Source organism: Litoreibacter ascidiaceicola (genome assembly GCF_900129235.1).
GTDB classification, from domain to species: domain Bacteria; phylum Pseudomonadota; class Alphaproteobacteria; order Rhodobacterales; family Rhodobacteraceae; genus Litoreibacter; species Litoreibacter ascidiaceicola.
This window is the reverse complement of the sequence record NZ_FQUV01000005.1, coordinates 253040-279536: the sequence shown is the minus strand read 5'-3', so window position 1 is coordinate 279536 and position 26497 is coordinate 253040. Positions and strand designations below refer to the sequence as shown.

Below are 26497 nucleotides of genomic sequence, written 5' to 3'. Positions count from 1 at the left end.
TTTAGTAGAACAGTGCCGCGTTGTTGGTCAGGATGATCTGCAACGCGTAAATGCCCAGCAGCGCCACAACGGGGCTTAGATCCAGCCCGCCCATTTGCGGCAAAATGCGGCGTATGGGGCCGTAAAGCGGCTCCAGCAGGCGGTTCAGCCCGTCCCAGATTTGGGCGACGATTGGCTGGCGCATGTTCAACACCCCGAAGCTGATCAGCCAACTCATGATGAAGTGGATTATGATCACCGTGCGGACCACACCAAGTAGCAACATCAGGATTTGAAAAAGGCTGGTCATTCGGGTGCTCCGGTCAAAGGTTGCGAAGTAGGTAAGCGTCGCGCGGCCCGCGCGCAAGGTGTGACGCGAAGTCTTGGTTGACGCTGCCCCCCAATAAGGCATGTGTCGGGGCAACCAAGGAGCCGACATGTACCCGATACTACGCCTGATTTTCCAGTTTGTCCGCCATCGCAACGACCCGCCGCTGGGGCCGCTGGATACCCATGTATCCCACCATATTTGCTGGCCATGGGATCTGGACCTGTGGCGCGAACTGAATAACGGGCGGACGCTGACGCTTTACGACATGGGGCGGATGCCCTTGGCGGGGCGGGTCGGCTTGATCAAAGCGCTGAAAGAGCATCGCTGGGGGCTGACCATGGCGGGCGCGTCGGTGCGCTACCGCCGTCGTGTTCGGATGTTCGACCGGATCGAGATGCGGTCCCGCGCAGTGTGCTGGGATGACAAGTTCCTGTATCTGGAGCAGTCCATGCGCGTGCGTGGCGAGGCGACATCGCATATCTTGTACCGCTCGGCGGTGACGGGCAAAGGCGGAATCGTATCCCCGCAGACGGTTATGGAAGCACTCGATCTGAAGATGGAGGCCCCCGAGGTGCCAGCGTGGATCAAGGCCTGGACCGAAGCCGAAGCACTGCGTCCGTGGCCTCCATTCTAGCCTTAAAGTGACGTCAACGTCAGTTTTGTAAGGTAAGTTATTCCTTGCTTCGTGAGCTTAGATAGCCCTAGGTCAATGCAACAGTGCTGGGAAATATGTAACTATGGCGACCTCTGCCAAGAAGCGCATTTGGGGATGGTTTATGTTCGACTGGGCTTCCCAGCCGTATAATACCTTGTTGCTGACATTCATTTTTGGCCCCTATTTTGCCGAGCTTGTAACCGCGCAATATGTGGCTGACGGCATGGAAGTGGACTTGGCCAAGGCCAGCGCCCAAAGCATGTGGGGCTGGGTGCTGACCATCTCTGGCCTGCTAATCGCGCTATCTGCGCCTGTGCTGGGTGCCGTCGCGGACAGCACCGGACGCAAGCTTCCGTATATCTGGGTCTTTTCAGTACTATACGTCTTTGGCGCGGCTGGCACGTGGTATGCCGACCCGCAAGGTTTCAGCCTGCCTTTGGTGATGGGATTGTTCATTGTCGGGCTCATCGGAATGGAGTTCGCGACGATCTTCACCAACGCCATGCTACCGGATTTGGGCACGCGCGAGGAAATCGGGCGCATTTCCGGTTCGGGCTGGGCGATGGGGTATTGGGGCGGCTTGCTGGCCTTGATTTTTGCCCTGCTGTTTCTGGCGGAAAACAATGAGGGCCGCACCCTGATCGGATTGTCGCCCTTGGGCGGGCTCGACTCCGAACAGCGTGAAGGGACGCGCTTTGTCGGTGTTTTCTCGGCCATTTGGTTCATTCTGTTCATGGTGCCATTCTATATCTGGGTGCGGGACTCGAAAGATCGCCCCGCTCGCACAAAGGGCGTTATTGCGGCCGGCCTTCGCAACTTGGGCCGCACCATAAAGCGGCTGCCAAGAAGCCCGAGTCTTGCGAATTATCTGGCGTCTTCGATGCTGTACCGCGACGCGTTGAACGGCATGTATACGTTCGGCGGTGTTTATGCGGTCGGAGTTTTGGGTTGGAGCGTTGTGGATGTTGGCGTTTTCGGCATCCTCGCAGTGATTGGCGGGGCCATCGCGGCCTATCTGGGCGGACGGGCTGACAGCCGTTTCGGGCCTAAACCGGTTATTCTGGTGTCGATTATTGCGCTAATTATTGCGGCGATTTCGATTGTGATGATTACGCCGACCTCGATATTCGGGTTTGCGGTTCTGGACGAGGGCGTAGTCGCAGGCCGCACCGCGTCCGACATCGCGTTTTATCTGGCGGGTATTCTTGTCGGGGCCGCGGGTGGCACGATCCAGTCCGCGTCGCGCACAATGATGGTCCGGCAGGCCAACCCGAACCGCATGACCGAGGCGTTTGGCTTGTATGCGCTGGCGGGCAAAGCGACGTCGTTCCTTGCGCCGGGATTGATCGCGCTGGTCACCACATTGTCCGGGTCCCAAAGAATTGGCGTGACACCGCTCATCGGCCTCTTTCTTTTGGGGCTGGTCCTGTTACTCTGGGTGAAACCAGACGGAGAGGACGCATCAGTATGGGAATCCGGCACCTGATAGTTGCGGCATTGGCGGCGGTCTGCATGACCTTGCCTGCCAGCGCGGAGAAGCTAGCAAAGCAGTATTTCGGGGCCAAGAGAGATGGCTCTGCGCAACAAGCAGCGGCCTTTGGCTCTTACGCCAAAGGATGCGCCGCCGGCTTGGTGCAAATGCCGGAGACCGGCCCGACATGGCAGTCCATGCGCCTGTCGCGTAACCGTAATTGGGGCCATCCCGAATTGATTGATTTCAGCCAGAAGCTGAGCCGTGTTGCGGTGAAGCAGGGCTGGAAGGGGCTGTATTTCGGCGACTTCTCGCAGCCGCGTGGCGGGCCGATGCTAACAGGTCACCGCAGCCACCAGCTGGGGCTGGACGCCGATATCTGGATGAATCCGGTGGGCCGCGTGAACCTGAACCGCAACCAGCGCGAGAATATTTCCGCCATGTCCATGCGGCGCGCGGGCGGGGCTTATGTGAACGACAAATGGACCCGCGCGCATCATGAAATCCTAAAAGCCGCCGCGAGTGACCCGCGGGTGGCGCGGATTTTCGTCTTCCCCGGTGCGAAGGTGCAGATGTGCAAGGACGAGAAGGCCAAAAGCAAGCGCAAGCGGGCATGGCTGCGCAAAATCCGGCCTTGGTGGGGACATCACTACCATTTCCACGTGCGCCTGAGCTGCCCGAAAGGGTCGCGCGGTTGCGTGAACCAAGACCCGCCACCCGCTGGTGACGGCTGCGCAGATGCCCAGCAATGGGTGAACAACATCCTGAACCCGCCACCCCCGCCAAAGAACCCGCCGAAAGCGAAGAAGCGGCGCGAACTGCGGCTAGCTGATCTACCAAAAGCATGCGTTGGCGTTCTGAACTCCAACTAGCACTCGCCGCCCTCGGGCTTTCTGCGGGGATTGCCTGTGCGCAATCGCTGGAGTTTGTCAGCAGGTATGGCTGGCAGAATGCTGTCGACGGCTTCGGCGGGTTTTCCTCGCTTGAGGTGAGCCGGAATGGTGTCGGTTTCATCACCACCTCCGACAAGGGCATGATCGCCGAGGGGCGTATCCTGCGCGATGGCAACCGCATTCGCGGCTTGGACAACCTGCGGTTTATGCCTTTGTTGAACGCAGACGGTGTGCCTTGGCGAAGCTATCGCTCCGATGCGGAGGGGTTGGCGGTGTCGCCCGGCGGGACGATCTATGTGTCTTACGAGGGGACGCATCGGGTTGTGGCCTATGACAGCTTAGGTGGCGTGGGCAGACCATTGCCGGACCTGCCTTGGCGCGAGTCCCTGCAAAGCAATTCGTCGCTTGAAGCGCTGGCGATCGACAATGCGGGTGTGCTGTATACGATGCCGGAACGCTCCGGTGATCTGAACCGGCCCTTTCCGGTGTATCGCTATCGTGGCGGGCGATGGGACCGCACGCTGAGCATCCCGCGCCGCGACGGGTTCTTGCCGGTTGGCGCGGATTTCGGGCCGGACGGGCGGCTGTATCTGCTGGAACGGGAACTGGTGGGGCTAAGCGGCTTCGCCAGCCGCGTGCGCAGCTTCAAGCTGAGCCGCAACGCGCTGACCGACGAGCGCGAGTTGCTGCGAACGACCGCGGGCACGCATGACAATCTGGAAGGCATTGCCGTGTGGGCCACCCCCGAAGGGGCGATCCGTGTCACGATGATTTCGGACGACAACTTCAGGTTTTTCCAGCGCACCGAGTTGGTGGAGTACCGGTTGGTTCAGTGAGGTGGATTTTTTGCTGGAATGGGGAGGTCGGGTTTGAGCCCATAGCGGACATCTTTGGGAGCGCCAATCCACTCCAAATGATTAAAATTGATGTAATTCAAGCCTGCTTAGAGAGTAGATTTCGCAGTTTACGCGCCCTTGCGCGAACCGAAGCGGCTCCATCTGCATCTGCTGCCTCAAGGTCAAGTATGACTGCAGGTCTGAGCTTGGCGTACCTGATCCCAAGCATCACTCTCGCATTCAGACTCCATGCTCTCAGAAATGGGCGGGGGTGGTCAGAAAGACGTGTAACCCACTGTATGAACTGATCAGCTTGAGTTGCCGTAAATTGAAAGCCCTCAACTGATTGACAAATATGAAGTTTTGCTTGCCAAGATTGAAGGCGCTCCAATGAATTGACAACGAGATCAACCAGGTCAGGTGCCAGTTTTGCACCTTCTTCGAACTCGGCCTTGAGTATCCAAGTGGCTCCAACTGAAACAAGCGGTCTAGGATCAAAACACAATGATACTAGGTCTTCAAAATAACCGCTCGCACTTCTGCAGGCAACTCGCGCCTCCGACAATACGGAAACGGCAATACCATCAAAATGCTGTATTTGAGACTCAAGACCGGATTGCATGGATTGCAGTGTAGAACGAGTCTCAGCACGTTGTCATCAAAGCCTGCTTCGTCCGCATAGCGGCCCTTCTTAGACGCGCTTATCTGCCGGATCATCTCTCAGGCACTGGCGGGGTGACCCCCGCGCTACTTGTGCGCATCGATGACGGCGATGGCTTCCTCGGCGGTTTCGACGAAGTGGAACAGCTCAAGGTCGTCGGCGCCGATAGTGCCTGCATCCAGTAGTGCCTCCCAGTTTATGATCTTGCGCCAGAACGCCTCGCCGAACAGCACGAAAGGCACGCGGTTCATCCGGCCGGTCTGGATCAGGGTCAGCGCCTCGAAGGTTTCATCCAAAGTGCCGAAGCCGCCGGGGAACACGGTGATCGCGCAGGCGCGCATCAGGAAGTGCATCTTGCGGATGGCGAAGTAGTGGAAGTTGAAGCACAGCTCCGGCGTGACGTATTCGTTCGGGGCCTGCTCGTGGGGTAGAACGATGTTGAGGCCGACGGAGCGCCCGCCTGCCTCCAGCGCGCCGCGGCTGCCGGCCTCCATGACACCGGGGCCGCCGCCGGTGCAGATCACGTTGTGATTGCCGTCGGAGCGTTCGGTCATCAGGTGCGCGAATTTGCGGGCCTCTTCATAGTATTTCGACAGCTCGGCCAGCGTTTCGGTGCGGGCGGTATCTTTCTTGGCAGGCTCGGGGATGCGCGCGCCGCCGAACAGAACGACGGTCGAGACAATTCCGGCCTCGTCCATCATCAGTTGCGGCTTCAGCAATTCCAGCTGCAAGCGCACGGGGCGCAATTCTTCGCGGCACATGAAGTCATTGTCGGTAAAGGCCAGTTGGTAGGCAGGGGACCGCGTCTGCGGGGTGTCGGGGATCTGTTTGACCTCCTCCATGTCCTGACGGGAGTGGCGCATAGGGTGCCTGCGGTGGTCGTCTTTCATAATGTCTGCCTCTTCATTGCGCGGATGCGTCGTTTCGGTCTATAGGCGTTCAAGTTTTGAAACCAGACACGATTCAAGGAACCCTACCATGTCCAACGCTCAGCTAGAGACTGCTATCGAGGCCGCATGGGAGGCCCGCGACACCATCACGCCATCGACCACGGGTGAAACACGTGACGCCATTGAAGACACGCTGAACGCGTTGGATAGCGGTAAGTTGCGGGTTGCCGAGAAGCAGGACGACGGGTCTTGGCATGTGAACCAGTGGGCCAAAAAGGCCGTGCTGCTGGGCTTCCGCATCAAGGATATGGAACAGCAAGACGGTGGCCCGCAGGGTGCGGGCTGGTGGGACAAGGTTGATTCCAAGTTCAAAGGCTGGGGCGACAACCAGTGGAAAGCCGCAGGGTTCCGCGCTGTGCCGAACTGTATCGTGCGCAAGTCGGCGTTCATTGCGCCGGGCGTGGTGCTGATGCCGTCCTTTGTGAACCTTGGCGCGTATGTCGACGAGGGCACTATGGTCGACACATGGGCGACCGTCGGGTCCTGCGCGCAGATCGGCAAAAATGTGCATTTGTCCGGCGGCGTTGGCATTGGCGGCGTGTTGGAGCCGATGCAAGCCGGCCCGACGATCATCGAGGACAACTGCTTTATCGGCGCGCGGTCCGAAGTGGTTGAGGGCTGCATCGTGCGCGAAGGCGCGGTTCTGGGGATGGGCGTGTTTATTGGCCAGTCGACCAAGATCGTGGACCGCGAAACTGGCGAAGTGATGTATGGCGAAGTGCCGCCGTATTCCGTGGTTGTCGCGGGCTCCATGCCGTCGAAAAACGGCGTGAACCTGTATTGCGCCGTTATCGTGAAGCGTGTGGATGCGCGCACGCGGTCCAAGACTGGCATCAACGAGCTGCTGCGTGACTAATGGCAGAGCTTTGGACGGAGGCGCATGAGTCGCTGATGGTTAAGGATAAACCAAAGAAGCAGCATAAAGTGTTCACCCTTCTGGTCGAAGTTGGCCGGAAGGAGGAAGACGGGCTGCCGGATGCGGCGTCAGGTGCCGCGCTGATGTGCTACGCCAGTGGTGTGGACGAGGCGGAAGCGGTGCGCGAAACCGTGGCGCTGATGAAGCAGGCGGGGTTGGCCCCGCTGGATGTCACGGGCTACGGCTCGCTCGATGACCGGTTGGCGGAAGGGCATGACATTGAGGAAGAAGAGCGCGTGCTGATGCAACGGGCGCTTGACGAGAACTCTGTCGTTGTGGCGCAAACCACCGCGTTTTACGAAGGTGACGCCTAGTTCTGGAAGCCGACGCGGTGCTCGGTTGCGAAGCAGCGGGCTTCTTCGTCGCTGAGCACGCGTCCTTGCGTTGCCCCGTCCTTATACAAGGCGGATACCGCGCAACGGCCAATGGCCATCGGCTCGGGTGTGTCGAGCTGTAGCTGATACATCCGGTCGGTCGAGCGGGTTTCATAATGGCCGACCTTGCGACCATCGGCCAATGCCCAAACCGGCATGATCACCGTTTCCTCGCCAAACAGGTATTCAGCGATATCGGATGTAACGACGATCTTTTGATCGGGGGCGAGAACCACATCGTGGTCCAACCCGAAATAGGGCGCGCGCATCAGGAACGAGTTGCGCGGCGCGTCGGTTTTCAGAACGTGGCGGATTTTGGCTTCACGGCCCTGCGCGTCCAGCACGGTATCGCCGGCAGACAATTCGTCGATGCGGCGAGGCCCTGCGGGCGTTGCGATACGTGTATCGGCCATCATGCCGGTATTCGCGGGGGCTTCTGGCAAATCGTTGATGTTTGAGGACGCGGGCTTGAGGCCCATATCGTTGGCAACACGACCGTTGGCGCGTAATGCAACTGTTTCCAACAGCTCTTCACGGCCCAGTATGGCTTCGTGCCCGTATATTTTTAACGCGATTTGTCTCATTACCTAATACCCCACACACGACCAAACAGGTCTTTGGATGTATGTTGGATATCGGTCATCCGCGCCAAAAGCGTGAAAAGGCCGTGATCATTCCGAGGAATAACCAAGGCATTGTTGCCATATTTGGGGGTAATGCTACGCAGCATAGCCTTGCGACAGCAGCAGCTGCGCCTCGTATCCCTTTAGCGCGGTGCGCGCTGCTGCCCCATATCCAGTTCCGGTCATGGGATCAATCTCGGGGAAAATGGTGCAGATTTCGTTTATGACGTCATGGTCAAAGCTTTGGAGCGACTGCGGCCCGGGTAGGAAGCTTTCGGTGGCCAAGCGTTCCGAATAGACCACCTGATGGGTGTCGAAGAGGATATGAACGTAAGTGACCTGCGCGTGTGACGTGTCGCGGCGCACGGTCTGATCGTTGACCAGATCCTTTGCGGCGACCAGTACCTCTTTCTCGCCAAACAGGATTTCGGCCATCTCGTCACTGATCAGAATGCGGTGCTGCGGAGAGACCGACAAGGCGTCGTGATCGCCGAAGGCTCCGGCCTCGATGCGGATGGGGGCCAGCGTTCCAGTGGCGTCCACCGCGCGCGACCCGATCCAGCGCACGGGCTGCGCGCCCTCGTCTTTGGTGATGACCAGATCGCCAGGGACCAGAGTTTCGACCGCGCGCGCACCGGAGGGTGTTTCCACCAAGGTTCCGGCAACAAAGCAGGGGATGGTGTTGACCGTCACGAACGCGACGTCCGACACGCCGGAGCTGTTCTCGACCGTATAGGTAAAGCTGATATCTTCGATATCGGCATCGTTCACATAGCCGAATGTCCCATCCGCGTTCAACGTGACCTGCGCGCCGGTTGCCAGCGTGACGGTGCTGCCGGTCGTCACGGCCTGCCCGTTGATATGGGTGATGGTAAGTGTGCCGCCCAGATGCTCCACATCGTTGCCCAGCACGTCGAGCGTCGGGGTGCCGTTCTGGACCACGTCAAACGCATCGTCATAGGCCAGCACGTCGCTTTGAATCGAGCCGCCCGCGATGAGCAGGTTACTGTCGTAGTTGCTATCGGCCACGTCGGCGATGCCGATGCGGATGGAGTTCACCACGCCCGGGTTGACGTTCAGCGTCAGCGTAAGGGTGACGGTGAAGCCGTCCATTTCGGTGTTGTAGTCGTCGGTCGTGTTGTCGTTATACAGGTTCTGGTTGTTGGTGGCGTGGATGTTGCCGATGTCGGACACCCCGTCGCCCACCGCCAGTGACACCGGCGCCCCATTGACCCAGACGCCAACAAGGTCGTTGTAGATGGAGTTCACGTATTCCGGATATTCTTCTGAGGAATAGACGAACTGCAATGACAGCGTATCGCCATCAGGGATGAAATCCACAGTAAGGATCGACGCGTCATAGGTGTTGGTGCCCGCAAGTGCGTTGAATTGCGCATCATTGCTTGCACCCGACGTATTTGTGGAGGTGTTGGTATCCTGGTTGGCCTGCCCGCGCGAGTTGGTGAAGTGGCTGGCCCGCCCTGTGGACAGGATCACGCCGGTATCGCTGGGCGTCGCCCCGGGGGACACGCTGTCACCGTTGGAATAGATGCCGGACGACTGTGACCAACCGGAATAAGATGCGTCGACCACGGTTGCGCCGTTGCCGAAAATCTCGTTGGCCATCTGCACTGCAGACGCGCCTTCATTGATCGGAATTTCCGATGCTGCAACCATTACTGCCTCCGTCCCCAGAGGGCAGGCGAGCGTAAACCGGAGAAAGAAAACGATTCTTTCCGCGTAAGCTGGAACTCGGTAATCTAACGCTCGAACGGTTCTATTGCGAACCGCATACCCTGCCTCGGGCTAAATATTATTAATATCTTGTTAACGTACGGTTTTGCTTTCGGGGAAGGATTTTCTTGGGATCGGCCCAATTTCCCCAAGATTTTGCCTTAGTTTCAGCCTGCCTGTTGCGATTGCGCCGCACCTACGGGGCGGGCTAGAAGGGGTGGAGAATGAGCGGAGAGCGATATGACCCAACCTGTTGATCCTGTTGACCTAACGGCAGCTTTAGTGCGCTGTGCATCGGTGACGCCTGTCGAAGGGGGCGCCTTGGTGGCCTTAGAAACGCTGCTGACAGAGGCCGGATTTGACTGCACGCGGGTCGACCGGGGTGGAGTTTCGAACCTCTATGCGCGCTGGGGTGACAAGGGCCACGGACGCAGCTTTGGCTTCAACGGACACACGGATGTGGTGCCTTTGGGGGACGAGGCCGCTTGGACGATGGACCCGTTCGGGGCGGAGATCAAAGACGGGTATTTATACGGGCGCGGCGCGACCGATATGAAGTCCGGTGTGGCTGCTTTTGCTGCCGCAGCGGTGGATTTTGTGCGTGAGACGCCACCCGACGGCGCCGTGATTCTGGCGATTACCGGCGATGAGGAAGGGGACGCGGTGGACGGCACCGTGGCGCTCTTGGACTGGATGAAGTCGCAGGGCGAGGCGATGAGCGTCTGTTTGGTGGGCGAACCGACCTGCCCCGACAAGATGGGCGAGATGATGAAGATCGGGCGTCGCGGCTCAATGACCGCCTATTTCACCGTGAAGGGTATGCAGGGGCATTCGGCCTACCCGCACCGCGCGTTGAACCCCGTGCCGGTGATGGCGCGGCTGATGGACCGGCTGGCGTCTCATGTGCTGGACGAGGGGACGGATCATTTTGACGCGTCCACCTTGGCGGTGACGACGATTGATACGGGGAACACCGCCAACAACGTCATTCCGGCGGACTGCCGCGCGACGGTGAATATCCGCTTCAATGACGACCATACGTCAGACGGCCTGATCGCGTGGCTGCGGGCGGAGGCGGATAAGATCGCCGCCGAGAGTGGGGCTGTGGTCGAGATGAGAACCCAAGTGTCGGGCGAAAGCTTCCTGACCCCGCCGGGGGAATTGTCGGCGATGGTCGCCAAAAGCGTCGAGGCGGAGACGGGTGTGGTGCCGGAGATGTCCACCTCTGGCGGGACGTCGGATGCGCGGTTCGTGAAAGATCATTGCCCCGTGGTAGAGTTCGGGCTTGTGGGCAAGACGATGCATCAAGTGGATGAGCGGGTGAGTGTGGAACAGGTGCGCCAGCTTAAAGGTATCTACACCCGCATTTTGCAGGACTACTTTGCGTAAATCCCTCGTCGTCATGGTCAAGGAGCCGCATCCGGGCCGCGTGAAGACGCGGCTGGGGCGGGATCTGGGCATGGTCGGGGCGGCATGGTGGTTTCGCCATCAGACGGGCGCGCTGTTACGGCGGTTGCGCGATCCGCGATGGGACTTGGCGCTGGCGGTGTCGCCGGATGTAGAAGGGCTGGTGTCCAGGGTTTGGCCTGGGGATTTGCCGAGGTTTGCACAGGGTCGCGGGGACTTGGGCGACCGGATGGGCGCAGCAATGGATGCCATGCCAGCGGGGCCGGTTTGCTTGATCGGCGCGGATATTCCGGGCGTGACACGGGCGCATGTGGCACGCGCGTTCGCGGCATTGGGATCGGCGGAGGCCGTGTTCGGCCCTGCGCCTGATGGCGGCTATTGGTTGGTTGGCCTCAAGCGGATGCGCCGCCATGCGGGGCTTTTTGACGACGTGCGCTGGTCGACGGAATATGCGCTGGCCGACAGTGTTGCGTCGCTGCACGGGGCGCGGGTGGCTTATGTTGATACTCTTAGGGACGTCGATACTGTGGCGGACCTTGGTGCTGTGAATATTTATACCAAGATGAAGCAATGACGTCCCGCGTGGGGCATGCTAGGCGGTACCCATGAAAAATCTTCCCACCAAAGCCGACATCCTGTCCTTTATCGAGGACAACCCGACCAAGACCAACAAGCGCGACATCGCACGCGCCTTTGGCATCAAGGGCGCCGCGCGGATTGATCTGAAGCGGATGCTCAAGGAATTGCAGAACGAGGGGCATCTGGAGAAGCGGCGCAAGACCTACCGCGAGGACGGGGCGTTGCCGCCTGTTTCGGTGTGTCGTGTTATTGGAGTGGATACGGATGGCGATTTGTTTCTGGAGCCGGTGGAGGTGGATGATACCCCGCCGCGTGTTCTGTTCATCGCCAAGGACGGCGATCCGGCTTTGGCCGAAGGCGACCGCGTATTGTGCCGCCTGACCAAGGTGTCGGGCGAGGATCATGCCTACGAGGCGCGTCTGATCCGGCGCATCGGCACGGGACCGGCGAAGATTTTGGGCATCTACCGCAAAGGCGCGGAAGGCGGGCGGGTGACGCCCATCGACAAGGGTGACGACAAGGAATGGCGGGTGCCGCCGGGTGCCGTGTCCGGCGCACTAGACGGCGAGTTGGTCGAGGCGGAGCAGACGGGGCCGAAGTCGCGGATGGGGTTGCCGCAGGCGCGGATCGTGGCGCGGCTGGGCGACCCTGCGGGGCCGCGTGCGGTGTCGCTGATCGCCATTCACCAGCATGGGATACCGGATGAATTCCCTGACGACGTGATTGCGGAGGCCGAAGCGGCCAAGCCAGTGAGGCTGGGCAAGCGCGAGGATTTGCGCAAACTGCCGTTGGTTACCATCGACCCCAGCGATGCGCGGGACCATGACGATGCGTGTTACGCCCACGCCGACGACGACCCGAAGAACAAGGGCGGGCATGTGGTTTGGGTCGCGATTGCGGATGTGGCGTATTATGTGACGCCCGGCTCGAAGCTGGATGTCGAGGCGCGCAAACGGGGCAATTCCACCTATTTCCCCGACCGTGTGGTGCCGATGCTGCCGGAGGCGCTGTCGGGCGATTTGTGTTCGTTACATGAGGGGGTTGAACGCCCGTGTATGGCCGTGCGCATGGTGCTGGATTCGCAAGGCAACAAGTTGGCGCACCGGTTCACGCGCGGGCTGATGCGCTCCCCTGCGTCGTTGAATTACGAAGAGGTTCAGGCGGGGCAGGATGGCACGCCGAATGACAAGGTTGCGCCGTTGATGGAGAGCGTGATCGCGCCGCTGTTTGCCGCCTATGAGGCGTTGAAATCCGCGCGGGTGCGGCGGCAACCTTTGGAGTTGGACTTGCCGGAGCGGCGCATTGCGATGGATGACGACGGCAAGGTGATCTCGGTCGCGTTCAGGGACCGTCTGGATGCCCACAAGCTGATCGAGGAATTCATGGTGTTGGCAAATGTCTGCGCCGCCGAGGAACTGAAAGCGCGCAACACGCCGCTGCTGTACCGTGTTCATGAGGAACCCAGCCCCGAAAAACTGGATGCCTTGCGCGAGATTGTGCAGGCCAGCGGGCTGACGCTGGCCAAGGGGCAGGTGCTGCAAACGCGGCATCTGAACCAGCTTCTGGCACAGGCTGAGGGGACGGATCAGGCGGAGTTGATCAACATCTCTGCCTTGCGTTCGATGACGCAAGCCTATTACGGGCCGCAGAATTTCGGGCATTTCGGGCTGGCCTTGAAGGATTACGCGCATTTCACCTCGCCCATCCGGCGCTATGCGGATTTGATTGTACACCGTGCGCTGATCTCGGCGCATAATTTTGGCAATGACGGGCTGGTCGATGACGATCTGAAATCGACAGGCGAGCATATCTCGATGACCGAGCGGCGCTCTATGGTGGCGGAACGTGACACCACCGACCGCTATCTGGCCGCCTATCTGGCGGATCGTGTGGGGACCGAGATGGAGGGCCGCGTCAGCGGGATCGCCAAATTCGGGATGTTCGTGAAGCTGGACGGGTCTGGCGCAGACGGGTTGATCCCGATTGGCACGTTGGGGCGCGAATACTTCGCCTATGACCGCGACGCGCAGACCTTGCGGGGCGAAAAATCCGGCGTGGTGATTGGACTAGGCGCACGGGTTCTGGTGCGTTTGGCGGAGGCCACGCCGATCACCGGCGGATTGGTGCTGGAATTGCTGGAGCTGGACGGAAAAGCGCTACCGCAAACGGGTGGGCGCGGTCGTGGTGGTCCGCCAAAAGGGCGCAAGACCGGCAAATACAAGGCCAAAGGTGCCAAGCTGAAGAAGAAGCTGTCGCGCAAGCGGGGTTAGCTTTCCTCGGGCCGTGATTCTGGGTAGACTGTTTCCAAATCGAGAACACGAGCAGGTGTCCAAAATGAGAATTCTTACTGCGATAACAGTCGCAATCTGCATGGCGCAGGGCGCCTTGGCCGAGGGGTCGAAGCGCCCGATATTGCGGCCTGCCTTTGACGTGCCAGCGGTGCAGGCGGCGCTGGTCATTCCGCCTACGAGCTCGCGCTTGGCGGTGGAGCGGTCCTTGCGCCCGCGTTTGCGCGGCGTTGTGCGCGAGGCGGCCCCCGCAGAGCCTGCTCCGGTTGATTTAGTCGCATCCAATGCGCGGTTTCAGGCATGGATCAAAGGGTTCCGCCCGCGCGCGCTTGCCAATGGCATTTCCGGGGCGACCTTTGATCAGGCGTTTCAGGGTGTCCGCTATGATGCGGATGTGATCAAGCGCGATCGCAACCAGTCCGAATTTACCAAGACGCTTTGGGACTATCTCGATAGTGCGGCCAGCGACGTGCGGATTGCCAATGGCAAGGCGGCGGTGGCCAAGCATCGCAGCACGCTGGACCGGATCGAGGCGCGTTATGGTGTCGACAAGGAGGTTGTGGCTGCCGTGTGGGGGCTGGAGAGCGCCTATGGTACGTTCCGCGGCTCAAAGGATCTGGTGGGCTCGCTTGCGACCTTGGCATTTGACGCGCGGCGCGGCGCGTTTTTCGAGCAGCAGTTGATTGCGGGTCTGAAAATCCTGCAATCCGGTGACGTCGCCCCGCGCAGTATGACCGGCTCATGGGCCGGTGCGATGGGGCATACACAGTTTATCCCGACATCTTATCTGGACTACGCGGTGGATTTCACCGGCGACGGCAAGCGCGACATTTGGGGGGATGACCCGACGGATGCGCTGGCGTCGACGGCTAATTATCTGGCGAAGTTCGGTTGGGTGAAGGGCCAGCCTTGGGGGGTGGAGGTCACCTTGCCTCAAGGGTTCGACTACGCGCTGGCGAACCGCAAGATACTGAAATCGCCTGCAGAATGGGGGGCTTTGGGGATCAAGGGGTTGAATGGCCAGAACGTCACCAACCATGGGCAGGCGTCGATCCTGTTGCCTGCGGGGGCAAAGGGGGCGGCGTTTATGATCTTCAAGAATTTCTCGGTCATCGAGCGCTACAACACCGCGGATGCCTATGTGATCGGGGTCGGGCATTTGTCGGACCGGTTGAAGGGTAAACCGGCGATCCGCTCGGGGTGGCCGCGCGGCGACCGTGCCTTGAAGTTTGCAGAGCGCAAAGAGATGCAGCGGCTGCTGACCGCCAAGGGCTTCGACACCAAGAAAATCGACGGCAAGATCGGGCCGCTGACAATCGAGGCGGTGCGGGGGTTCCAGCGGTCTGTCGGGTTGGTGCCGGACGGGTATGCGAGCTTGGATATCTTAAAGCGGTTGCGGTAGGCGGAAGTTAATGCCGCGGACGCTGACAGGCCGCCAGCAACACCTTGTCCGCGAATCGGAAGGTTAACGCCAGTAAATGCTGGGGTTTCGGCGGTCTGCAAACCGTCTGCACCCTGTCGGCTTTGCGTCGGGCAACATGTGTGGCTGGGGCGGGGTTAACGGGGCGGTCGGTAAGGATGGTTAAGGAAGTGTGTGGCTTTGACGCACGGGATGCCCGAGCGGTTGCGAGCATACTTTGGGCTGGGCCGAAATGTGTGATGCGTTTGGGGCGGTGCGCTGCCAGTCTGAGGCCACAACATGCGCGACGGGCGCGGAGCAGACATACGCGGAGGTTAATGTAAGAGTCAGCGATGCAGGACTACTGCTCTTCGCGGGCAAAGTTTACCAATTCGAGCTCGGCTGCAAATACATATCCTTTTCCATGCACTGCGCGGATTAACGACGCACTACCATCATTGATATCAATCTTTCGCCGCAGCCTAGTGACATGGGCATCGATCGCCCGGTCAGTTACTGTGACGCTGTTTCCATACAGCGTATCCATGATTGCCGCACGCGAAAGCACTTTATTCGCATGCTGAACTAATGCATGGAGCAGCGTAAACTCTGTGTTGGTCAGTGGGATGGCGTGGTTATCTGACGCATTGATTAGTGTGCGTTGAGAAAGGCTAAGTTCCAGTCCCATGAAGCGTATCGTTTGCGCTTCTATTGGTTCGTTGTTCGGCTCATTAGACGTGGACCGTCTTAATACTGACCTGATCCGCGCCAGCAGTTCTCGTGGTTCATATGGTTTGGTGACGTAGTCGTCCGCGCCGATCTCCAGGCCGACAATTCGGTCATAAACTTCGTCGCGCGCGGTTAGCATTATGACGGGTGTCTGGGACTCGTGTCGGATTTCACCGGCTATTTCCAAACCGTCTGCATCTGGCAGATTTAAATCAAGTACTACCAACGCATATGTGTCCGACTTCAGCAAATGACGCGCGTCACGTCCAGTTGCGGCAATGTCGGTTTTGAACCCCTGCTTGTCCAGAAACCTCTTCAAGAAGGCGGTCAACTGACCGTCATCATCGACAACTAGAACGCGGTTGCACATCCACTTCTTCCCATTTTTTTACTTGTTGCTATCTTGCGAATTCCGGAGGCGTTTACAACCGACTCCTAAGTGAGGTCGATTTCTATGCCTGAGGCTGTGAACAAAAACACCTTGTCGCGGAGCCAACGAATTCGTCTCGCGTCAGTGATGCTATTGCTTCTGACTGTCTCGCTTGGAATATATCTTGGCCTGCAAACGAGGGCCCAGTTTCGTGAAGTCGAAGCCAGTTGGTCTGATTATTCAGATGGCGTTGGTCGCAAAGGCGTCTGGATCAGTTCCATTCGCGGGCATCTGGGATATGGCGGAATTATTCACAATTTCAAAAACTATGTGCTGCGCCGCGAAGAAGTGTACTTGGATCGCACAAGAGAGCAGATTGACCAGTTCATGACGACGACGGCCGAATATTTGGAAGCCACAGTCGACCCGGATGAGCGCAACGCGATCGGCATGGTTCGGAGAACGATTAAACAATACAGCGCTATCCTACCACTTGCTGTTCAGGCCGCAGAAGAGCAGTGGGATGTCGCGCGAACTGACGATGCTGTCAGAATAGATGACGCTGCCGCGATCCAGGCGCTTGCAGAACTGGAACGCCTTTGGACTGCTAATCGACAAGTCAGTGCGGAACGGATGCTGAGTGCGGTTAGTCGCGGGCAAACGCTAATCTGGATTGGCTTTGCGTCCATAGCGGGACTTGTTATGTCGTCGCTGTTGATTGGCTATCTATTGATCCTTCTGCTGCGGGATATGCGAGGCGCATTGTCTCAATTGTCTGACGAATTGAAGAAGCGGCGCGCGTTACAACAGTCCAATGAGCGGCTGGCACGCGCGGTAGAACAAAGCCCCGCTACAATCTTTATGACCGATACTGATGCTCGGATCATTTATGCCAATCGTCAATTCGAGAAGCTAACTGGATGGTCACGCGACGAGGTCATTGGCCAGACGCCTCAGTTCTTGCAATCTGGTGACACGCCCCCAGCCGAATACGAAATTATCCGTAAGCGTTTGGCAAAAGGGCTCGACTGGCGGGGTGTTTTTCGCAACCGGAGTAAGGATGGGGGTAGTTATTGGGCTGAGACCAAAATCCTTCCACTCGTCGCCGCAGATGGCACAGTTCAGAACTACATTGGCATCGGCGAAGACGTGACCGAGAAAAGGCAAGCCCGCGAGCAGGTCGCACGGGCTCAGAAACTCGAGGCCGTTGGGCTCTTGGCAGGCGGGATTGCGCACGACTTTAATAATGTCTTAACAACCATAGTAGGTGCGGCGCATCTGGCTGCACTGGATGCGCCGGAACGAAGTGAAATTGCGGTCGAGATCGAGCAGATCGATATTGCGGCGCGACGCGCTCAGAGCCTTGTACGCGGACTGCTGACATTCGCGCGCCGAGAACCAGGACTTCGAAAGCCGACAGATTTTGGCGCAATCATTGACGAAGTATCTAGGCTCTTGAATGCTTCAATGCCTCCGACGATCACACTGGACTGCACAGCAGTTGAAGATAAGCTGATTGTGCTTGGTGATGAAACACACCTGCATCAAATCGTTATGAACTTATGCCGCAATTCGATTGAAGCTATTGGCGGGTCGTTGGGTGAAATTCGAGTCTTGGCTCGAACCTTGTACGATGATTTGCCAGAAGGGCTGGCCTCCCGACCAGGCGGGTGGATTCTGTTTGAAGTTGCCGACAATGGTCCCGGAATGAGCACCGAAACGCTGCAGCACCTGTTTGATCCGTTTTTCACGACAAAGCCCTTGGGCAAAGGCTCTGGGCTTGGCCTCGCGGTGGTATTCGGGCTGATTGAAGAGTTGGACGGGACAATCGATGTCACGAGCAAGCCAAAGCAGGGGGCAAAATTTACCATTTACTTGCCGGGCACGGAAAGCGACACCTCCCAACCTAAACTTGAAAACACGGATATCCCACGTGGCCGGGAGCGCATCGTTGTGGTGGATGATCAGGCAGAAGTCGCGGCGACATTCCGTCGGGTGTTACTGCGCCTCGGCTATCAAGTCGAGGCGTTTACATCACCGCTAACTGCGCTTGAGCATATTCGCGCAGAACCTCAACGCCCTGATTTGCTTATCTCCGACATGGTCATGCCACAGATGAGCGGCGAGGAGTTGGTGAATGCGGTGCGCGAACTGCGCCCAGATATTCCGGTGATAATCTGCACTGGATATAATCCGTCAGGGTTAGAGATTGCCGGGCCTGCCGTCGATTTAATGAACAAGCCGGTGGATCCAGCAAAACTGGCGCGCAGCATTCGGGCAATGATTGACGCCGCCTCCTAGGTAAGTCCGGCCTGAGAAGCCTAGCGCGGCTCAGGCCGTCGCATTTCGTCATAAGAAGTCACATAAGACCATGCTGCCCGCAACAATTGGGAGCAGCGGTTCGCCTAGGCTGTGGTCAGGCTGAGTCCCTGTGTCATTTGATGCAACTGTCCGCCTGCTGAATATTCTCACGGCGACCGCGTGCAAGTGCGATCGCTTACAATAGGTTTGATCAGTCGAAACAGCCGAATTGATCAAAGCCTGCTGGAATGACCCAAGGGGAGGCATTCATGCTAAAAAAACTCACTTTGATTTGCTCACTGCTAGCCGGTACGGCTGCAATCGCACAGGACGTGGTTCCTATCCCTCCAATGGATGTGAATGCTGCGCGTGCCGAACTGGGCAAACGCCTGTTCTACGACACGCGCCTTTCGGGGGATACCACGCTCAGCTGCTCAAGCTGCCACCAGCCGGACAAGGCGTTCACAGATGGCGAGGCTTTGAGCCAAGCATATACCGGGGCCGGGCATTTCAGAAATGCTCCGACGTTGGCCAATGTAGGTTATCGCGACGCTTGGTTGCATGATGGACGTCTGGGGACAAACCTGAACGATGTCGCGCGTGAGATGATTACTGAAACCTACCTGATGAACATGGACATGCGTATCATGCAGGAGCGTTTAAAGCAGGACCCAATCTATGTGGAAATGTTCGCTGCGGCTGGCATGTCAGAGCCCGGAAATGGTGGCGCTCGTAACGCCTTGATGGATTTCATGAAAACAATCGTATCGCGCGGTGCAGCGGTCGACACGGGCACTCTGAGTTCAGCGGCAGAGCGCGGCAAAGGTATCTTCGAAGGCAAAGGCAGTTGTTCCTCGTGCCATGCTGGTGCGCGCTACACTGATGACAAGCCGCACAACACCGGTGTGCCGGACAATCCCGATATCTGGGCCAGCCCTGAGCGGCACTCGGCTTTTGTGACCTACGCCAAGTTCATGGGAGTCGAGAACTACATGAACCTGCGTGAAGATCTTGGGGCCTATATCCGCACGCACAAAGATGACACCAAACGCAGCTTCCTGACGCCGACATTGCGCGAGTTGGTGTGGACCGCGCCTTACATGCACAACGGTGCGTTCGAGACGCTCGAGGAAGTCGTGGACTTTTACGACGCTGGTGGCGGGAACGACCCGCTGAAAGACGCGCGCCTGAAGCCCTTGGGACTGGTGCCCAGCGAGAAGGCCGATCTGGTTGCCTATCTCGAAGCAATGTCGGGCGAGAGCTTCGACACCGATGAATATGTCTGGCGCGAGGATGATTACGACTACGTGCCAATTGAAGACTGGAACAACGCCAAAAACTAAGGAGGCAGGACCATGAAACACTTAACCGCATTCGCCTTTGGCCTGACCACTTTGACGGCTACCGCCATAATGGCTCAAGATCGACCCGAGGGTTTGGCCGCTCTTGGCCCACCACCAATTCCGGCAGACAACGCCATGACCCCAGAAAAGATCGCTTTGGGTGAGAAACTGTTCTTTGACCCAATCCTTTCAGGCAACAACGCTATGCCGTGTTCGTCGTGCCACCTTCCTGATGCCGGTTGGGCCATTCAGGATAAAATTAGCTTTGGCTATCCCGGGACGACACACTGGCGCAATAGCCAGACAATTGTAAATTCAGCTTACTACGGCAAGCTGTTTTGGGCTGGTTCGTCCGGATCGCTTGAACATCAGGCGCGTTCAGCCGCACGCGGCGGCGTCGCGGGCAATGGCGAAGACGACATGATGGAAGCGCGCCTTGCCTTTGTGCCTGAATACCGCAAAGCCTTCGCAGAGGTTTTTGGCGATGACTGGCCCAATGTCCGGCATGCTTATATGGCGATCGCTGCCTATGAGCGCTCGATCGTGCAAACGGACACACCGTTCGATATCTACATGGACGGAGACGATGACGCGCTGGATGACGCGCAAAAACGCGGCTTGGATCTGTTTGTCGGTAAAGCCAAATGCATTGCCTGTCATTCTGGCCCGTTACTGACCGATGAAAGCTATCATAATCTTGGCGTTCCCGCCTATGACGGCTGGCAGGATGATGCCATCGCGCAGATCACGTTCCGGTTCGAACTTTTGGCCAAAGGATCCACCGAGGAAATGTATCGGACGACCAAGGACGATCCAGGTCTCTATTTCCGCACCAAGCAGAAATCCGACAAGGGCAAGTTCCGCACGCCAAGCCTGCGCTATACCAAATACACCTATCCCTACATGCATAACGGCATGATTGAGACGCTGCACGACGTTGTGGAATTCTACAATGCAGGCGGCGGTGAGAACGAGTTTGCCGACAATAAATCACCCCTGATTGAGCCGCTTGGCCTGTCTGATAGCGAGGTGAATGATCTGGTGGCCTTCCTCGAAAGCTTGAGCGGGGATGAAATTTTGCCCACCGAGCCAGACCTGCCCGAAATGCAACCTTTGCCCGTCGCGGCCAACAATTGAACAGGAGACAGGACCAATGAACGATCTTGATCCCAAAATCGCTGCTGCCATTAATGGCGAAAATGGTGAAGCGGAGAAGGCAGGTACTCGCAACTGCTTGATGAACCGTCGCCAGTTTTTGCTGACCAGTGGCATCACTACAACCGTCGTAATGGTTGGCATTCCGGGCATGCCGCAGGCACAAACACCAGCCGTCGTGTCGACCTATCAGCGCAAGTTCATCGCGAAGCTAAGCGAGCTGGTTGTCGATGAACCGTTTGATTTCGAATATCCGGACTCGGGGGAATACGCTGAAAGCATTTTGGTTAAGCTGGGTAAGGAAGCCGGGGGAGGCCTGGGACCAAACAGGGATGTTGTGGCCTTCAACTATACCTGCACCCACCAAGGCGGTCCGCTGCAAGGCACCTATCAAGCCGCAGACAAAGCGCTAGGGCCTTGTCCGCTGCACTTGACCACCTTTGATCTGACTCGCCACGGGATATTCATCTCCGGTCAGGCTTACCAATCGCTACCACAGGTCCTTTTGGAATTGGATGGCGACGACATTTACGCCGTCGGCATGTTTGGCCTGATCTACGGCCGTTTTGACAATCTGCAAGGTTGAGGAGGAACACCAATGTCCACACCATATTATGTGCCGGAACAATCCATCCCGTTGCCTCCACCAGACGCTGATGTGATTTCTACCGCCTGCGATTACTGTATCGTTGCCTGCGGTTACAAGGTTTACCGCTGGCCCGTTGCAGGCGGGCGCAATGGTGGCCCGGCGGCCGACCAGAACGCCTTCGGTGAAGATTTTCCAGTGTCTCCTTTGGGGGCTTGGGTGGCGCCGAACCAACACAACATCGTGCTCCACAATGGTGAGCCGCATCACGTCGTAATCATTCCCGACAAAGACACCGATTTCGTGAATTATTCCGGGAATTCGTCCATTCGTGGCGGTGCGCTGGCGCAGAAAGTTTATAACCCTCAGACACCGACCCGTGACCGCCTAAAATCACCAATGGTGCGTATGTTCGGGGTGCTGATGCCTGTTACTTGGGACTTCGCACTGGATATTGCTGCTGAGGTTGGCAACCACGTGCTCAAAAAACACGGCACTAACGCCTACGGCGTGAAGACGTTCTCTTACGGGTATATGGAGAACACATATGCCATCACGAAATATGCGCTTCGCCATATTAACACCGCGAACTTCACATTTCATGACACACCTTCCGACGTATCATCGACACCGGGCTTCAGGGATGCAGGGTTCGATAATTTTGGACCCAGCTACGACGACTGGGCAGATGCTGATACGCTGATGATGTGCGGAACGGACCCCTACGAATCCAAGACAATCTTGTTCACCGACTACATCATGCCTGCCATCCAAGGAGGTCAAAAAACCATCTTCATGCTGCCACGCCGAACTGCGGGCACGGCATTCGCTGAAAAGAACGGCGGCATCGTTCTGGACATCCAGCCCGGCACCGATTTGCCCGTGGTTTTGGCGATTGCCCGCGTCATCGTCGAAAACGGCTGGCAGGATGACGAATGGATCGAGAAATGGGTGAACAACAAGTGGGAAAGCTCGTCCGGCTTTGGTCAAGGCACGCGTAACACGCCGTGGCAGTGGCGCACAACTTGGGGCAAATTTCAGACTGATGGCTTTGAGGATTGGAAAGAATGGCTGTTAGCCCAGGACTATACTGTTCCTGAGAAAGCCGCCGAGATTGCCCAAATCGATGTGCAGAAAATATATACTGCCGCCGAATGGATGGCCAAACCCAAAGAGGACGGCACTCGCCCCAAAACCTCGATCATGATCGAGAAAGGGTTCTATTGGTCCAATAACACTGGCAACACTCAAGCAATTTCCGCTCTGGGGATTGCGGTTGGTGCAGGCGGGCGTCCCGGTCAGGTTATCGGGCGTGCAGGCGGTCACCAGCGTGGTGGTCTTCGCGGTGGTGGGTACCCTCGCAATAAGTCACCCGAAAAGCTGCCCGGTCGGCGGCGTCGCGCTATGGACACAGACCGCTACCTGATGAGCGGCCATACACGGCTAGCCCACGTCATAGGTACAACTTGGGTTCAAGCGATGTGCGGCAGCCAATCGTTGCAAGCCAAGTTCGATGAGCTAACGACACGCAACCCGCATCAAGTCCAGAGCTTCGAGAAGCAGGATATCATCGACACGTTAAAGCGGCGTGCTGATAGCGGCGGTATGGTTGTTTGGAATCAAGACATTTATCTGGTCGACCCGATCGGTGCGCGCTACGCGGACATCGTGTTCCCGGCCTCGGGTTGGGGAGAAGAAACTTTCACCCGTGCAAATGGCGAACGTCGCCTGAGGTTGTACCCCAAATTCTACGACGCCCCCGGCGAAGCAAAACCCGATTGGTGGATCATCGCCAATCTGGCCAAAAAGATGGGCTTTGAGGGGTTCGACTGGAAGGACTCTAACGACGTGTTGGAAGAGGGTGCGCGCCACTCTCGCGGGTCTCGTAAAGACTTCAACATGGTCCACGTTGCGGCGAAACGTGAAGGCAAGACCCTGCACGAAAAATTCGGTGAATTCGGGACGAACGGCATTCAAGGCCCAGTCTTGATGCTTCCAGACGGCTCTTTGGAGGGAACTAAACGGCTGCACGATGTGAATCGCGTTCTTCCAGATACCGGTCCTCAGGGGGCCAATGTGTTCAACAAGAAGTTGACCCATTTCAACAGCCAGACCGGCAAGTGCAACATTCAAAAAGCGCCTTGGGATTTGTTCTCGAGCTATTGGGAGTGGATGAAGCCTCGCGAAGACGAGATCTGGATTTCCTCGGGACGCATTAACGAGCGTTGGCAATCGGGATATGACGACCGACGTCGTCCCTATATTGTGCAGCGCTGGCCGGAAAACTGGATTGAAATCCACCCTTCTGTTGCCGAGGCGCGTGGCATCGAAAGTGGCGACTACGTGCAGGTTTATTCCGACCGAATTCCTGTTCAGACCGATACAATTGTCGGTGTGGAAGGAAGCGATTTTGATTTTGCGGAGCTGTTGAAAAACGGCCATGTGGAGTTGACGAAAGGGTCGATTACGGCCGTGGCGATCGTGACCCCTGCGGTCAAAGAGAACCTTGGCTACATGGATTTCTTGCACACTTCGCAGCCAGCAAACGCTTTGTCAGGACGTGTCGTTGACTGGATCAGCGGCAACTACAACTACAAGATGGGCGTCGGTAAGGTCCGGAAAATGGGTGTCAGTCCATACAAAAACCAATTCCGGTCAATGTCGTTTGCGCGGCGCGACATAGCCTGAGTTGCGCGGCATCTGTCCGGCTCGACCAAGGCCGGACAGACCAAAATATAATCGCAGACAGGAGCCGTTCATGTTGGGCAACAGCGCCATACCCGCCACAGATCATCTCGACCCAATTCGTTTAATCTTGGAGCACCTATCCAATGGCAACGAGGTTATCCGCACCGGCGCCGTCCGTGCAGTTGCCGCCATTGGGCTTCACGACAATCGGGTGCACGATGCCCTTTTGGCCAGCCTGCTGGACGAAGACCCGGACGTGCGCACGGATGCGATGGACGCCTTGGTGCTGTGCGGCAAGCCGGAAGAGGTAGACACCTTGCGTCTATCCTTATGCGGAGACCCCGTGCGCGAAGTCAAACATGCAGCCATTCAGGCCTTGGCCAAGCTAAATGACGCAGCGTCGATCCCGATATTTCGCCAACTTGTAGCCTCACGCGCCAGCGATGACGTGGCATGGGAAGACGACAGTGATGCTTGGGATGATTGGCTGGATGTGCAGGTTGCGGTGATCAAGGCATTGGGCGAAATGAATGCCAAGGGCAGCATTCAGGACATCCTCGCCGCACGCGACGATGAAGAGGGTCAAGTCTTAGATGGCCCTGTATTTGCCGCCCTGGCAGCTATGGGCAGTGATGGAGCCGTTTGGCTATTGTCTATTGCGCAAACGGAAACAGGCCTCGGACGCAAACGTGCACTTGAGGCTTTGGCCAACATGCGCTCGGAGCTCCTGCACGATTACCTTGACGTCATTGTAAAGGACAGTGCTGCTGATGTTAGGCGTTTAGCCTTGCCACTACTGAAGAATGATGATGATCGCGTTGAGGCATTGACGCTGCACGATCCGGACGAAAATTTGCGATGTGAGGCGTTGTCTCATTTTGCCGCGGCTCGCCCCGATATTGTGGTCAAATCACTCTCGGATCCAAGCGAGTTGGTGCAAGCCGCAGCGCTGGATCAAGTGCAATTACCGCTTGATGTCGAACTTCACGCCAGTTTGATAGCTAACGTTTTAGCATGGGTCTCCATCAGCAAGTCCAGCTTGGCCACTGCCGCGGCACGAATCTTGCCACGCCTCGCTCCCGAAATGGCTTTGGAGCCGTTGTTGGATTTGGTCCGCGATACCACGCGCCCGCTGGAGGCGCGGCTTGCCGCCGTCTCATCATTGGCACACCTCAACGACGCATCGTCGACCGAGCGTCTGGTCGCGTTGTTGAGCAATGAAACTCAGCAAGTTCGCACGGTTGCGCTGACGCGATTGGTGGAACGGTGCAACGACGGCGATTCATCTGCGGGCCACGCATTGGCCATGTCTATCGACGGCACATTGTTGTCCCCAGACAAAGCGATTGTGACGCATGTGGATGAAGACGGCTCCGATCTAGCGATGTCCAAGATTGACACTCCGCCTCGCGGACATGTCAAAATTTCGCGTGACGGAAAAATCGTTGAAGTAGAGAAGGGTGAAGGGGTCGATTCAGCGCAGTCGACTCTGTCTGCGCTTCAAAGCGAGGAATCGCAGTTCGTGGAAGCAGAGCTTGCTGAAGACACGCCCGAAGAATCCGGTGCCAAACGCAAACATCGCCGACCCGTCGAAGGTCCAGACGCTATTGCCGACGACCTGCGTGTGGTCGCGCTTGGCATCGCTGGCCGCGCAAATGATCGGGCAATCGAAACGGCCGTTTTCGACGCATGCGAAAGCGAAGATGACGCCCTTCGTCTCGCTGCTTGGCGCGCTCTTGAACAGCGGGCAGAGGCGGGCCTACTCAACGCTCAACCTGAGGTCGACATCGAGGTTGGGCTTACAGATGAAAATCCAGCCATTCGATCCGCTACCGCAAATATTCTGGCGATGACCCCGGAAACCACACATGCGCTCAGGGGCGCATTGTTGGACCCGGATGCCCTTGTGCGCGCAATTGCCTTGCGCCATTGCTCATCCGATGGTGAGGCAATAACAGCGCTAAGTGATTCAACATTGGTCGTGCGAGTGGCCGCGCTCGAAAGAATTCTGGCGTCGAAAGATACCGGTCTTGCTGCATTAGTGTTTGACACCTTGGTGAAAGCAGAGCGCATCGACACTTTGGCGGATGCTTGCAGCAAATCCGACGAAATTCTGACTCTCAGCATTCAAGCTCTAGCAGAGACTGAAATCTCGCCAAAACGAGCCCATGTGCTTCTCGAAGCAGTGGCGCGATCAAGGCCAGTCTACGGCTAGCCTAGGCGAACAAG

General features: G+C 57.7%; 22 protein-coding genes. 16 read left to right on the top strand and 6 right to left on the bottom strand.

The window, feature by feature from the left end:
• Position 1 precedes the first annotated feature (1 nt).
• Positions 2 to 289: a YggT family protein gene (locus BUB72_RS12360; RefSeq protein WP_073144186.1), complete on the bottom strand. Its 288-nt coding sequence runs from the start codon at positions 287 to 289 to the stop codon at positions 2 to 4.
• Positions 290 to 416: 127 nt separating this feature from the next.
• Here BUB72_RS12360 and BUB72_RS12355 point away from each other — a divergent pair, with 127 nt between their 5' ends.
• From BUB72_RS12355 to BUB72_RS12340, 4 genes are all read left to right on the top strand, one after another.
• Positions 417 to 944, top strand: coding sequence for an acyl-CoA thioesterase (locus BUB72_RS12355; protein WP_073144184.1), 528 nt, complete (start codon positions 417 to 419; stop codon positions 942 to 944).
• A 103-nt stretch (positions 945 to 1047) separates the two neighbouring features.
• Positions 1048 to 2451, top strand: coding sequence for an MFS transporter (locus BUB72_RS12350; protein WP_073144182.1), 1404 nt, complete (start codon positions 1048 to 1050; stop codon positions 2449 to 2451).
• Between the two features lie 26 nt (positions 2452 to 2477).
• A complete protein-coding gene (gene mepA / locus BUB72_RS12345) occupies positions 2478 to 3308 on the top strand; it encodes a penicillin-insensitive murein endopeptidase (protein ID WP_073144406.1) in 831 nt (276 codons plus the stop codon).
• Positions 3281 to 4165 (top strand): esterase-like activity of phytase family protein, encoded by an 885-nt coding sequence (locus tag BUB72_RS12340; protein ID WP_073144181.1) that lies wholly within the window; start codon positions 3281 to 3283, stop codon positions 4163 to 4165. The genes mepA and BUB72_RS12340 overlap by 28 nt, the downstream gene beginning before the upstream one ends.
• Before the next feature lie 97 nt (positions 4166 to 4262).
• Here BUB72_RS12340 and BUB72_RS18850 read toward each other — a convergent pair whose 3' ends face one another.
• Positions 4263 to 4787: a hypothetical protein gene (locus BUB72_RS18850; RefSeq protein WP_175549158.1), complete on the bottom strand. Its 525-nt coding sequence runs from the start codon at positions 4785 to 4787 to the stop codon at positions 4263 to 4265.
• 125 nt (positions 4788 to 4912) lie between these two features.
• Positions 4913 to 5716, bottom strand: a complete 804-nt coding sequence (locus BUB72_RS12335; RefSeq protein WP_073144179.1) for an LOG family protein — start codon at positions 5714 to 5716, stop codon at positions 4913 to 4915.
• Between the two features lie 88 nt (positions 5717 to 5804).
• On the opposite strand from BUB72_RS12335, the gene dapD reads away from it, so the two are divergent.
• Complete coding sequence (dapD, locus tag BUB72_RS12330; protein ID WP_073144177.1) at positions 5805 to 6632, top strand: 2,3,4,5-tetrahydropyridine-2,6-dicarboxylate N-succinyltransferase; 828 nt, start codon at positions 5805 to 5807, stop codon at positions 6630 to 6632.
• Entirely contained in the window at positions 6632 to 7006 is a 375-nt protein-coding gene (locus BUB72_RS12325; protein ID WP_425435168.1) for a hypothetical protein, read from the top strand. The genes dapD and BUB72_RS12325 overlap by 1 nt, the downstream gene beginning before the upstream one ends.
• Here the strand turns inward: BUB72_RS12325 and BUB72_RS12320 are convergent.
• Together BUB72_RS12320 and BUB72_RS12315 are read right to left on the bottom strand one after the other, a co-directional pair.
• Positions 7003 to 7650: a Hint domain-containing protein gene (locus BUB72_RS12320; protein WP_073144175.1), complete on the bottom strand. Its 648-nt coding sequence runs from the start codon at positions 7648 to 7650 to the stop codon at positions 7003 to 7005. The two genes, BUB72_RS12325 and BUB72_RS12320, sit on opposite strands and share 4 nt — an antisense overlap.
• A 135-nt stretch (positions 7651 to 7785) precedes the next feature.
• Positions 7786 to 9366 (bottom strand): Hint domain-containing protein, encoded by a 1581-nt coding sequence (locus BUB72_RS12315; RefSeq protein ID WP_073144173.1) that lies wholly within the window; start codon positions 9364 to 9366, stop codon positions 7786 to 7788.
• 297 nt (positions 9367 to 9663) lie between these two features.
• On the opposite strand from BUB72_RS12315, the gene dapE reads away from it, so the two are divergent.
• The 4 genes from dapE to BUB72_RS12295 all read left to right on the top strand — a co-directional run bounded on the left by dapE (position 9664) and on the right by BUB72_RS12295 (position 15099).
• The gene (dapE, locus tag BUB72_RS12310) at positions 9664 to 10812 is read left to right on the top strand and encodes a succinyl-diaminopimelate desuccinylase (RefSeq protein WP_073144171.1); all 1149 of its coding nucleotides are present in this window, start codon (positions 9664 to 9666) and stop codon (positions 10810 to 10812) included.
• Positions 10805 to 11404, top strand: coding sequence for a TIGR04282 family arsenosugar biosynthesis glycosyltransferase (locus BUB72_RS12305; RefSeq protein WP_073144169.1), 600 nt, complete (start codon positions 10805 to 10807; stop codon positions 11402 to 11404). Before dapE ends, BUB72_RS12305 begins: the two co-directional genes overlap by 8 nt.
• Positions 11405 to 11435: 31 nt before the next feature.
• On the top strand, positions 11436 to 13679 hold the full coding sequence (gene rnr, locus BUB72_RS12300) for a ribonuclease R (protein WP_073144166.1): 2244 nt from the start codon (positions 11436 to 11438) through the stop codon (positions 13677 to 13679).
• Between the two features lie 64 nt (positions 13680 to 13743).
• A complete protein-coding gene (locus BUB72_RS12295; RefSeq protein ID WP_073144164.1) occupies positions 13744 to 15099 on the top strand; it encodes a lytic murein transglycosylase in 1356 nt (451 codons plus the stop codon).
• Positions 15100 to 15457: 358 nt separating this feature from the next.
• Here the strand turns inward: BUB72_RS12295 and BUB72_RS12290 are convergent, their stop codons facing one another.
• A complete protein-coding gene (locus tag BUB72_RS12290; protein WP_073144162.1) occupies positions 15458 to 16195 on the bottom strand; it encodes a response regulator in 738 nt (245 codons plus the stop codon).
• 147 nt (positions 16196 to 16342) lie between these two features.
• Here BUB72_RS12290 and BUB72_RS12285 point away from each other — a divergent pair, with 147 nt between their 5' ends.
• The 6 genes from BUB72_RS12285 (at position 16343) to BUB72_RS12260 (ending at position 26483) form a co-directional block, all read left to right on the top strand.
• Positions 16343 to 18496 carry a hybrid sensor histidine kinase/response regulator gene (locus BUB72_RS12285; RefSeq protein ID WP_175549157.1) on the top strand — a complete coding sequence of 718 codons (2154 nt, stop codon included), beginning with the start codon at positions 16343 to 16345 and terminating at the stop codon, positions 18494 to 18496.
• Between the two features lie 269 nt (positions 18497 to 18765).
• Positions 18766 to 19839 (top strand): cytochrome-c peroxidase, encoded by a 1074-nt coding sequence (locus BUB72_RS12280; protein WP_073144158.1) that lies wholly within the window; start codon positions 18766 to 18768, stop codon positions 19837 to 19839.
• Positions 19840 to 19851: 12 nt separating this feature from the next.
• Positions 19852 to 20976 carry a cytochrome-c peroxidase gene (locus tag BUB72_RS12275; RefSeq protein WP_073144156.1) on the top strand — a complete coding sequence of 375 codons (1125 nt, stop codon included), beginning with the start codon at positions 19852 to 19854 and terminating at the stop codon, positions 20974 to 20976.
• A 16-nt stretch (positions 20977 to 20992) separates the two neighbouring features.
• Positions 20993 to 21580, top strand: a complete 588-nt coding sequence (locus BUB72_RS12270; protein ID WP_073144154.1) for an arsenate reductase (azurin) small subunit — start codon at positions 20993 to 20995, stop codon at positions 21578 to 21580.
• A 12-nt stretch (positions 21581 to 21592) separates the two neighbouring features.
• The gene (locus tag BUB72_RS12265) at positions 21593 to 24268 is read left to right on the top strand and encodes an arsenate reductase (azurin) large subunit (protein ID WP_073144152.1); all 2676 of its coding nucleotides are present in this window, start codon (positions 21593 to 21595) and stop codon (positions 24266 to 24268) included.
• Between the two features lie 70 nt (positions 24269 to 24338).
• Positions 24339 to 26483: a HEAT repeat domain-containing protein gene (locus BUB72_RS12260; RefSeq protein WP_073144150.1), complete on the top strand. Its 2145-nt coding sequence runs from the start codon at positions 24339 to 24341 to the stop codon at positions 26481 to 26483.
• Positions 26484 to 26497: the final 14 nt, after the last annotated feature.